A 12,284-nucleotide genomic window follows, 5' to 3' on the forward strand; every position below is an offset into this window, starting at 1 on the left:
GATCAGTCTTGCTTAGCAACAGCCCCGTCAGCCCGATGGATATTGCAGCCTTTGCTTCCGCACGGGCTAAAGATGTCCCTAGTATCGTGTACCAGCATGGCATCTTTCTCGGAAACCCGGACTACCTCTACGCGGAGACGCAGTTTCCTGACTACTGGCTGAACTACGGTCCAGGAGAAACCCAATTTGCTGAACAGCATGGCTGTATCGGAGAAAATGTAACTGCCCAGCCTGTTATGGTTGGGTGTATCGACTATGACAGACTCGTACAAAGGTATGCTCTCGACAACAAAGAAAAAAGCACGGACAGCTGCACGATCCTGTACCCCCTCGCAACTCTGCACGGTGACTATCGACCGCTGAGAAACCAGAACCAGGCAGACATAAGCTATTGGCGCACCATCAAGGAAACCATTCAGCTATGCTGCAGCTTTCCCTTTGTCACCTTGGTGGTAAAAACTTTTCCGCATGAACATGTACTGAATCCGGTCGCGTTGTGGGTGAAGGAACAGGGTATTACAAATTGTGTGGTAATTGATCAGCCTTGGTTCGCAGAGCTGGCACCTATTGCAGACGTCATCATTACCGACATCGTCTCCTCACCCATGATTCAGGCTACCGCAACACGAAAGCACCTAATAACATATGCCAACCCAGACCATTTTCCCCAAGCATTCCCGGCAGAAGCACTAAGGTTGCTGAGTAAGCGGGCTAGTGTCGCCTACACTAAAGACGATTTTTTTCAGAAAATAAAGGAGACACTGGTAGAGAAGACGTGGCTCTCGACGCCTCCTAACAACAATGAATTCCTCATGGGGCACGGAACATACCTCAACGATGGCCGATCTTCCGAACGTGCGGCAACTTTCATTTCTGAGCTGATACATTCTCCGGCCATTGGAACTGGGGAAACGTACTCGTGTGAAGAATGGCTGACCGACACCCAGAGGCTTTCCTACTCCGATTACTGGAACGATGAAAATATTGAGAAAAGCAAAGAGTGGTGGATTCTTGACGGCAACTTCGAAAAAATGGAGGAGTACCTTCATAGCACCGGGTTGCCAGCTTTGCTGGAAGAAGCGGTCAAAGCAGCAAAGGCTTCTTTCGGAAAGGAGATAACCGGAATCGGCTGTGACCTCGGTGCAGGCAACCTGTGGGCAGAACCCTTTCTATTCAGGCATGGGCAACCGGATAAGGTGTACTGCATCGAGTACTCACGCCACCGATTATTCAAACTCGGACCCGCAGTTCTCTCTCATTACGGCATATCACCGGCAAAGACATCACTTGTCCTGGGCGACTTCCACCAGCTCCATTTTTCTGATGCATCACTCGATTTCCTGTTCCTTTCCCAGGCGTTCCACCATTCTGACAAACCCGAATTGCTCCTCAGCGAGATGCGCCGCGTTCTGAAGCCGGACGGTTTCATCCTGCTCATCGGTGAACACTACCCGCCCGACGAATCCGCAATACAACCATTTCCGGTGGATTCAGTCACCGGTGACCACTACTATACTCTAAAGCAATATTCGGAGATGTTTTCCGCCGCAGGATTCGAGGGATGCAATGTAAGAATCAGAAACTCCGAATTTCAGGCGTTTGTTCTAGTTCCTGCACGCAAACTAGCTCAAAATGCCACAGAGAAGATCACCATTCTTCAGCCTAACGAAGCGGCATGCCCTCTTCCAGGCAACCCGTCGCGCTGGGCCTACCTTGGCACAAACGCACGCTTTGCACTCGAGCTAGAAGCAGGTTGCCTGAAGGATATCCCCCGTATCCAGACGGGCTTAGAGCTCCAGCGATCGGCCGAGCGCGTCAGGCAACCGTTTATCAAATGGCTGGATGATTTAAACAGTGAACGGGGAGGCTCCGTGGCGTGGTGGGCCTCCCAGACATCGTCTAAAAAACCCTACAGTCAGCTATTCCCTTCCCTCTGCTTTCTAGATCTGGCCATTAGGCTCCGGCAGATGTGTCAGGACGAACATCTCCTCCTCGTAGTAGAAAACGTCGGCCTGCGGCGGCAGCTGGAAAAGTTGTGGGGCGGCTCATCCTCGGCAGCTCCATGGGACACCGCTGCAGGGCGAATGGCAATCCAAGCGCATGCACAAGCGGTACACACGCAGCATTACCGCCACAAAGTGGCAGAACTGGAATCTGCAGCCGCGCTACCACCATCAGCCTCTTCACCGGTCGAAATTGCAATTCTCACGTATGTAGATGATGGCGTTCTGGACGAAACCGGCAACCTCCGCGACCGCTACTTTGGTGTACTCCCGCAGTGGCTCAGAGCACAGGGGCAAGATGTAGCCTGGATACCATTCATCTACCAGTGGACAATGACTCCCTGGGAAGAGGCTGTTCGCAGGGTGCGTTCGTGCCCAGACCCTGTCATTTTCATGCATGACTACCTGACACCCGATGATGTAGCCCGAAGCATAACAACGGCAGAGACAGACCTCGTTCCCTGTTGGGACGCTACGTCTCAATCCTGTGCAGGCCTCAGGGTAGAAGAGCTGCTGAAGGAAGAAGAAGTAAGGGCCTGGAGCGGAACCGACGTCCCGTCTCACCTGCTCTTCGTGCCGTTTCTGCGCCGGTTAAAGGAGAAAAACCCGGACATCACCACCTTTATCTACCCTTTTGAAAATCAACCTTGGGAAAAGGTGTTTTGTCTCGCCGTGCGGCAGTTCTTCCCGAGGGCTCGGCTCATCGGCTACCAGCATACGATGGTCCAGAACATGTGGCTACCCTACTTCCCGGAAGCTACAGAATGGACGGCAGGTCTTCTGCCTGACCAGGTGGCATGTGCAGGGGAAGCATCTCGGCAGATTTTCAAAAACAACGGGTTTCCCGAGAAGATGCTGAAAATTGGAGGTGCTCTCCGTTATGCCGGACTTCTAGGCAACTTAGAGAAAAAAGTCACGAAGATTTCAGTTGGAAACCGGATTCTGGCGACCCTACCAATCGGAGAAAATGATTCTGCTGCACTTCTTCACCAGCTCGTCGTAGCATTCGCCAATAATGCGGCAGTTTCGGTCAGGCTCAAGCCACATCCCACCCTCCTGCCACCGGAGCGTATCCACACACTGCTGCCTGGATCTTCATCATTGCCGGATAATTTTGAGGTAGTGACCGGTACGGCGGACGAAGCTCTTGCAGATGCTGATCTGCTCGTTTATTCCAATACCACTACTGCACATGATGCCTTGGGACGCGGTCTCCCACTGATTCACGTCATACCTCAAACCGTCATCTCCCTGGATTCCTGGTCATCACTCATCGACTTGCCCGGTTTCCGCTCCGTCGCAACACCAGAAGAACTGGCAGCTGCTGCTAATGAAGTTCTAAATCTTTCCACCACTGATCGAGATAAACATGCCCGGATGGCCAGAGAAGCGGTCGCTCGTTCATTTTCTAAGATTACGGATGAATGTCTTAGTACGTTCCTTCCCGACACCCCGCCCACCATCTCCGTCATCATCCCCTGCTACAACTACGGCAGATATCTCGGTGACGCAGTCTCCAGCGTCCTAAACCAGACATACCAGAACTTCGAGATCATTATCGTAAATGACGGCAGTCCGGATGATACGAAAGAGGTGGCTGAGAAACTGATCGCTGATAATCCCGGCCATCGGATCACACTGCTGAATCAGGAAAATTCCGGCCAGCCGGCAATCTCGCGTAACAACGGAATCAGGGTCGCAAAGGGTGAATACATCCTCTGCCTTGACGCCGACGACATCATTGCGCCAACCATGCTGGAGGAGTATCTCAATCTGCTGAAGGAGCACCCGGAAATATCTATCGCATACGCGGACTACGAGACATTCGGAGCAACTGAATCAAACATCTGCCACCTGCAGGAATACAACCTGAATGACCTTCTGACGACCAACCACATGATTTATTGTGCTCTTTACCCCCGCAAGGTGTGGGAAGAGGTCGGGGGGTACAAGACCAATGTCAGAGGCTACGAGGACTGGGACTTCTGGATTGCATGCGGTGAGAAGGGCTACTACGCGAAACGGATTGCAAAACCGCTGCTTAGTTACCGCATACACAGTGGAGGGTTGTACAACAACGCTCTGGACCGGCACCAGGAGCTTATGGCCAACATCATCCTCAACCATCCGAGCCTGTACGATCATAAGAGCTGCTCATGGGCCGGCGAGTTTGTGAAGTCAAAAAGAGATGAAAACACAACCTCTACGGCAGCATGTGCCGTCAATCAGAAACCGCTTTCACCCGAAGACGGGATCTGCAGAAACTACCCGCGCAACGTACACTTCCTGCTCAACGACAAGTGCAACGCCAAGTGCGTGTTCTGCGGAGGGGACTACTACCGGAGCAAAAGCGGCAAGGCGATCACTCTTGAAAAGTTCAAGAAGATGGCCAACAACCTGCACCTCGAAAATTTCGCCACCATATGCCTTGCAGGTGCCGGCGACCCCCTTCTGAACCCCGACTTCATGCCTATCGTCCGCTATACAAATCAAAATTATCCGAACGTTGGCATAACGGTCACTACCAACGGCATCGCACTTACGCCGGAACTTTCGGCGGAGATCATGTCGTCTGGCATTTTCCTGGTAAATGTCTCGATCAATGCGGCTACGCGTGCAACCTACCATCGGCTCATGCAGGTGGATCAGTTCGAACGCGTCTGCGCAAATGCCGCCGCTTTTACCGCGCAACGAGAAAAGAGCGGAGCTAGAGCTGCCCTGCAGCTGTCCTGCGCCATCAGCCGGATCAATATCGAGGAGTTGCCGGAGCTTGTAGAACTGGCAAATTCACTTGGCGTCAGACACATCAATCTCATGTACTGCCGGTTTTATCCCAAATCGCTACGTCACCTCAATATCGAGTCTAACGAATACCTGCTCAAAGATGAAGAATCGCTCTTTTTCCACCAGGAACTCTCGGACCGAAAGGTTCTCGAAGCAAAGGAACTTGCGGAACGGTACGGCATCTCCATCACTCACGAGCCGCTTTTCAGAGAAAAGGGGACGCCAAGACCGTGTACATGGACGACTACAGAACTGATGGTTGGCTTCGACGGAGAAGTCTTCCCGTGCGGAGGAGGCGAGCTTCACTTCAAGAAAAAAGTTAGAGATGGAGTTTACCACTTCGGGAATGCTCTTGAAGAACCTCTCGAAACCTTTTGGAACAACGATTTCTATCGAAGACTTCGCATCTCCAGCAAGAGAGCAGACGAGTGCTCGATCGAAGAATGCCGCTTCTGCGCAAACCTGATGCAGCACGACGACGTCCGCTCGCATATCATGGAGTGGAAGGAGTTCGATGCTGAGAGCACCGACCGACGACCGAACACCGCCCCCCCCCTGGTCTCTGTAATCGTTCCGACCTACAACAGACCACACCTGCTCCCTGAAGCTCTGCGAAGCATCCTGGACCAGAAGTATTCGAACATTGAGATTATTGTTGTAAATGACGCCGGAGAGGATGTCGAACGGCTCGTGAGTTCAATAAGCCCAGACATCGTCTATCTGCGTCATGACAGGAATAAAGGTTTGGCCGCAGCTCGCAACACGGGTATCCGGCACGCGCGCGGAAAGTACATCGCATACCTTGACGACGACGACCTCTTCTATCCGGACCATGTCGGAACACTCGTGGAATTTCTGGAGAGAAACAACTCCCAGGTAGCGTATACCGACTCCCAACGCTCTTACCAAATTCTTAGGGATGGTCGGTACGAAGTGGTCAAAAGAGAGCCTGCCTATGGCAAAGACTTCGACTACGACGAAATTATGGTCGACAACTTCATCCCAATCCTATGCGTGATACATGAAAAGTCTTGCATCGGTGTCGCAGGCTACTTCGACGAAAGCCTATGTAGACATGAGGACTGGGATCTCCTGATAAGGCTGTCCCGAAACTTCCGCTTGGATCACATCCCGAAAATAACCTGTGAGTTTTCATACCGCATCGACGGCAGCGGAATGACTCCGGGGACATTTCCGCTGTTCCAAGTCACAAGAAGTGCAATACATGCAAAGTACGACAGCCTTCTGTCTCCGGAACTTCGCAGACGGCAGCGCATCGCGACTTGGCATTTCATGACCGCAGTGCATTCCTTCATAGAAGAACGGGTAAAGCCGCTTCTGCCGCTTTTTCTGCAGGGCAGGGATGCCGAAGGAGAGCAGCAGCTTGCCAAGCTGGAGACAACCGGCGCCACAAAGACACAGCTTCGCTCGGCTCTGGCATTCCTGTTAGGCATGGAAGCCATCCGCAAGAATGATATCGAGGAGGCCGCCCAGCAGTGGGAAACCGCAGCAGCGATCGATCCGATGAATCCAACAGCTGCACGGCATCTGGCCGTGCTTTATGAAAAACTCGGGCGGCAGGCAGAGGCAATTCTTGTATACGAGCGTATCCTCTCCCACGACGATATCGACATAAACTCTCTTCTTTCTATTGCTGATCTCTACAGAAAGGAGGGAAGAACTAGTGAGGCTATAATGTCCTATCGAAAAGTTCTCGAACTGGATCCAGATAACGCTGGAGCTTCGGCGGCATTAGATGAGTTGCCAGGAAGATTTTCCGCCACAGGTACTATGTGTAATGACTCGCCGGACAAACCTCTAGTTTCCATCATCATTCCTCTCTACAACAAGGTGGAGTATACGAAGCAGTGCCTGCAAGCTCTGTCCCTTAACACTGATCCGCACCCCCCATATGAATTGATTATTGTTGATAATGCTTCCTCGGATGGGACTGCTGAATACCTTAGAACACTCTCCGGAGACGTGACAATAGTCGCCAACGTCAAGAACCTCGGTTTTGCGAAGGCTTGCAATCAGGGGGGACGGCTGGCGCAGGGACGCTACGTCGTCTTCCTGAACAATGATACGATTCCACACCCCGGATGGCTTGACGCTCTCGTCCGTGGTGTTGAGCAGGATGGAGCCGATATTGTCGGCGCAAAACTGCTTTACCCAAATGGACGCGTTCAGCATGCAGGGGTAGCCTTCAACGAACAGTCGATCGGCTACCACATCTTTAACGGGTTCCCCGCTAATACTCCGGCGGTCAGTCGGAAACGCTTCATGCAATGCATCACCGGCGCCTGCATGCTTATGCGTCGTGAGCTCTTCTCTGAACTTGGCGGCTTCGATGAGGGGTATGTGAATGGCTTCGAAGATGTTGACCTCTGCCTGCGGGCCGGACAGCGCGGCCGCCGCATCCTATACACCCCAGAGAGCATCCTAATTCATTTCGAGGAAACCAGTGAGGGACGTAAAGACCATGATCAGCCGAATATCAGGCGTTTCCTCAGTCGATGGCAAGGCAAGGTCCGCTGCGACGATATGGATATCTACCAAAGAGAAGGCTTTGGCTGTGAAAAGATGCCGGACGGCCGTATCCGCCTTTTCCCGACTCAACAGGTACAACCTGCAATTAAACAATATTCTGCCGATCAGCCAATAGTTTCTGGTAATCCTTCATTAGGCTCCCCGGCAACGCAACACGAGAAGCAGTCCGCGCTTGCATTAAAGGAAAAGGGACAAATCCAGGAGGCCCTCGAGTCACTTCTGAACATATCCAAAAGTGGGGACACTTCCGTGCTTGCAGACATAGGAGACTGTCTGGCAGCTCTCGGACATAATAACGAAGCAGCAGCGGCGTACGCGGAGGCATGTTCCGTTGACCCTTCTAATGTTCAGGCTTATGTGGGATTGGGAGTAATCGGAATTCTGGGTGAGAGCCTTTCGGAAGCCGAGGATGCTTTTCTGACTGCACTAAAATATGAATCGCGTTCCGTAAAAGCGACGTGCGGACTTGGCCTGGTTCGCACAGCGCAGGGATGCAGGGAGGAGGCTTTCGACCTTTTCATAAAAGTCCTCGATATCGACCCTGAAAATCTTACATCTCTGCACGAACTGGTCAAACTTGCGTATTCCCTAGGGCGTTTTGACCAAGTTGCGCAGTCTCTTGAGCGATATCTTCTATACCATCCAGGTGATACCGACATGCTCTTCTCTTTGGCTGGACTGTACTACAAAGACGGAAATAGAGAAAAAGCCGGCGAGGCAATCGAGCGAATTCTCATCCTCTGCCCTGACTACGAGGGAGCTGAGGAATTTCGCGCAAAGCTTCATGACCATCCGATACCGCCTGTCCATGAGGTAGCAGGGGCAACGGCTGATGACAAACGCAAAAGAAGTCCCAAGACTAGGGCTGAGGATCCGTTGAAGCTGAAAGATGCCGGGAGGTTTGAAGAAGCACTCGTAGCTTTCACTATGGCGCGAACTGAAGGCGACCTTTCAGTACTTACGGATATGGGTGACTGCTGTGCAAACCTTTCCAGATTCGAGGACGCCGCTCAACTCTACAAGCAAGCTCTTCAGGTGAACCGGAAGGACATCCGGCCGCTAGTAGGGCTGGGAGTAACAAGCTTGGTGCAGCAAAAATTAACTAACGCAGTAACATGGTTCAATAAAGCACTTAGAATAGACCCTGACAATGTCAGCGCCCTTTCCGGTTTAGGAATGGTGCGTAATATGCAGAACAAGTCGGCAGAGGCGATTGAGTACTTCAAACGTGCTTTAAACGCGGATGCCGAGAATCTAACCAGCCTTCATGAACTTATCAAAGCAGTTTATGCGACTGAAAAGTACCATGAAGCTCTGCCATATCTTGAACACTACCTTAAGTATCATCCTGCCGACCTCGACCTGCTTTATGCACTAGCGGGACTTCAGTTCAAGGCTGGACGACATTTAGAGGCCATGAACCATATCGAGAAAGTGCTAATGCTCTCCCCTCAGTACGAAGGCGGGCAGGAGCTCTGGGAAAAAATCAGGGAGGCGGCATAGCGGTAACAATCGAGAATACCCTCGACTATACCTGCACACCACATGACCCATTTCGAACGAAACATATCAGCATTAAAACGCCAGAATGCAGCTTTGGCAAAAAAAGTTATAGCGACTTCCCCATCTCCGGACATCATCGTGGAACCGGCTAGGAATGGGGAGGTAACAGCGAAGGTCCAAGACATATACCTTCACTCTTCATACAACCCGTCTCGCGAGGCTGACGAATGGGTTCGGCAGCACTGCTGCAAATCCTTGCCCAATACCCCCATTACCGTCATCGGCTTCGGCCTTGGCCATCACCTGCAGGTATTGGCGCGGCAGGGACAAAAAGGCTGCGTTATAGAGCCGAATTCTGCAATCATCAGAGCGGCGTTCGAAAACACTGACCTAAGCGAGACGATCGGCAAGTTTAGTCTACTGGATGGATCCAAAGATGTAATCTGTCGCCGCTATCATCAGCTCCTGAAAGAAAGAGTAGCTGTTCACCCCGGCTCCGCTCGAGTTAATGAGGCTCTCGCGCGCCTTGGCAAGCATGCCGAAGGTCTGAAAGTAGCAGCGAAAGGTGGCTTACGTATACTGTTGGTGAATCCAATCTACGGGGGTTCCCTCCCGATTGCCCACCACTGCGGGCATGCCCTTCGCAGCCTCGGGCACCACGTCATTCCATTCGACAGCGAACAGCTTGCTGCGGGAATGGAATTCGCCAAAGGGTTCCGCTACAACCAGAGCCGCCGTGCATTTAACACAGGCCTTGCGCAGCTCCTCTCGCAGGCTGTGGAAATACGGGCACGCGAGGTGCGCCCTGACATGATCCTTGCGCTCGCCCAGGCACCTCTGATGCCGGAAACGATGCTTCGGCTCGATGCCCATGGCATCCCCACTGCCTTCTGGTTTGTTGAGGACTACAGGGTTCTGCCTTACTGGAAAGAATCGGCTCCAGCGGCGTCTTGGTTCTTTGGGATCCAGAAAGAAAATATCGCCTCAGAATTATCCAAACTCGGTGTCGCACGTTACTCCTATCTCCCCACATGCGCTGCACCGGAAGTACACCGCCCTCTCGTATTGAAAAAACATGAGCGGGACGAATTCGGAAGCGATGTCTCTTTCGTCGGCGCCGGATACTTCAACCGGCAGATATTTTTCAAAGGATTGACCGATTACAACTTCAAGATATGGGGAAGCGACTGGCCGCTCATCTCGCCACTTACCCCCTGGATCCAGCGGCGTGGGGAAAGGATTGATACAGAAACGTGCGTCAGAATTTTCAACTCCTCCCCAATCAACCTGAATCTTCACTCATCGACAACCTGCGATGGGGTTAATCCTGACGGGGACTTCGTCAATCCCCGCACGTTCGAAATCGCTGCCTGTGGGGCGTTCCAGCTCGTTGATCGGCGCAGCCTTCTTCCCGAGCTTTTCGAGGAAAACGAGATTGAAGTTTTTTCGAGCCTCGTTGAAGCCAGGGACAAGATCGACCGGTACCTCCGCAATGCAAACGCACGGCGAGAAGTCGCAGAAAGGGGACAATTACGGGTTATCGCTGAACATACCTATGAACGTAGAATGGAAGAACTAGTCGCCACCATGGTTGCCGAATTCCCTAATGTTGCGGATCGCGTACTAACACGAATTCAGCGGCGCGAGGAGATTGAGGCGGACCTTGATCGTCATCCGGGACTGCCAGAACTCCTGGCGAAACTTCCGGACAAGCGCTGGTTCGCGTTGGGAAACGTACTGGGCGGAATCGTCACCGGCGAAGGCAAGCTTTCGCGTGCAGAGAAGATATTCCTCATGCTCCAGAATGTTGAAATCACATGGGATAAGATACCAGAATGAAGCGAATTGCAATCCTTGCCATAGCGCGCTACGGTGACATGATCCAGGCCTCACCCCTCCTGCGTCAGCTCAAGCATACTTATCCCAAGGCGGAAATAACTGTAGTGGTGGAAGACCGTTTTTCCGGCATTCTCCCCCTTATGCAAGGGATCGATCGGACGATTATCCTTTCGAAACGGGAGCTCGCCTGGGAGATTGCAACAGGGGACTCCCCCCTGACAGCATACATGCAAATGGATACGTTCGTCCGAAAGCTGGAAGAGCGTTCATACGATCTGGTAGTCAATATAACGTGCTCAGGTCTTTCCGCCTTTCTTGCGTCAGCTATGAAAGCTGCTGAATATTCCGGCTTCTTCGCAGATGATACGGGGCAGCGGGTTATCCGCAACCTCTGGGGGCAATACGTCTTCAGCTGGTTTAATGACCATATTAGGAAGTACAACCCCATCAACCTCGTCGATATCTTTACCCGACTCGGTGGTGTAGTGCCCGATGGAAAACGTGTCGAGCTTGTTCCTACGACAAAGGGAGAAGAAGAAGCCTCCCGAATAATTCAGGAAAAGAGGCTCACCGGAAAACGGCTTGTAGGTCTTCAATTAGGAGCCAGCGAGGAAAACCGGTGCTGGCCCGTGGATCACTTCGCTCGCCTCTCAGACCGTCTCCAAAAGGAACTTGGTGTAACGACCATCCTTTTCGGTGCTCCCAACGAAAAGGAATTGGCGGATAAAGCTCTTGCGGCCATGGAAATCCCTGCCGTGGACGTTGTCGGTGAAACAGGGATCGAATCACTTTTTTCCTTAGTAAGACGCTGCGAGGCTCTCGTTTCCAACGACACCGGCACAATGCACTTTGCAGCCGCGGCCGAAATCCCTGTGGTAATGCTTTGCATCGGCCCTGCATTCTTTCGCTGTACAGGCCCATATGGCGAGGGTCATCTTGCTCTCCAGCCAAACATCCCTTGCTCCCCATGCCCCTATAACCTGGAGTGCGGCGACCCCTTCTGCCGTACAGCCATAACTACTGACTCTGTTTTCAACGCCGCTCGACTTCTTATTGACGAGGGATATGAATTTTCTGTCAGTGATTTTGCGGGTAGTAAACTTTTCAGGAGCAGCTTCGCCTTAGATGGTTATCTAACTTGGGATGACTTATGCGATGCAGATTCTCAATCGGAAAAACTCACGAAGCGACGCGAAAAGATGTGGAAACGCTGCTTCAATGATAATGATCCCGGGATGGCAAAACCCACAGATGCAGTTCTCGGTGAGTTTTACGAGCTTATGCATCAGGGAATAAAAGTCACCTCACAAATCATGTCCACTGCCCGCATAAACCCACTGCAGGTCTCTAAACTTAAAGATCTCGGCGAAAAAGAAGCAGCCGTAGAAGCAGAGGTGAAGCTGATGGGATACAGCCATGAAATTCTGGCTCCTATAACGAGTTTTCTCTCTCTTATGCGCGAGAATATCGTGGCCGGTGAAATTTGCGATGTCGCCGCTGAAACAGCAAATATCTATCGATTAGGAGCTGCACTCTCAGCCAATCTGTAATGCTTGCAGCGCCTTTTTCGCTAAAGCAAATCGCGCATCACACCGAATCTTAAAA

The 12,284-nt window shown here is 52.0% G+C and carries 3 protein-coding genes; all 3 read left to right on the forward strand.

Annotated features, from left to right (window positions below; translation table 11 throughout):
* The first annotated feature begins 8 nt into the window (after positions 1-8).
* Positions 9-8,840 (forward strand): glycosyltransferase, encoded by an 8,832-nt coding sequence (locus CFB04_RS12150; protein ID WP_172825495.1) that lies wholly within the window; start codon positions 9-11, stop codon positions 8,838-8,840.
* 93 nt (positions 8,841-8,933) lie between these two features.
* Entirely contained in the window at positions 8,934-10,679 is a 1,746-nt protein-coding gene (locus tag CFB04_RS12155) for a glycosyltransferase (protein WP_231934170.1), read from the forward strand.
* A complete protein-coding gene (locus CFB04_RS12160) occupies positions 10,676-12,229 on the forward strand; it encodes a glycosyltransferase family 9 protein (RefSeq protein ID WP_088535522.1) in 1,554 nt (517 codons plus the stop codon). The genes CFB04_RS12155 and CFB04_RS12160 overlap by 4 nt, the downstream gene beginning before the upstream one ends.
* Positions 12,230-12,284 lie beyond the last annotated feature (55 nt).

It is taken from the genome of Geobacter sp. DSM 9736 (assembly GCF_900187405.1).
GTDB lineage: Bacteria > Desulfobacterota > Desulfuromonadia > Geobacterales > Geobacteraceae > DSM-9736.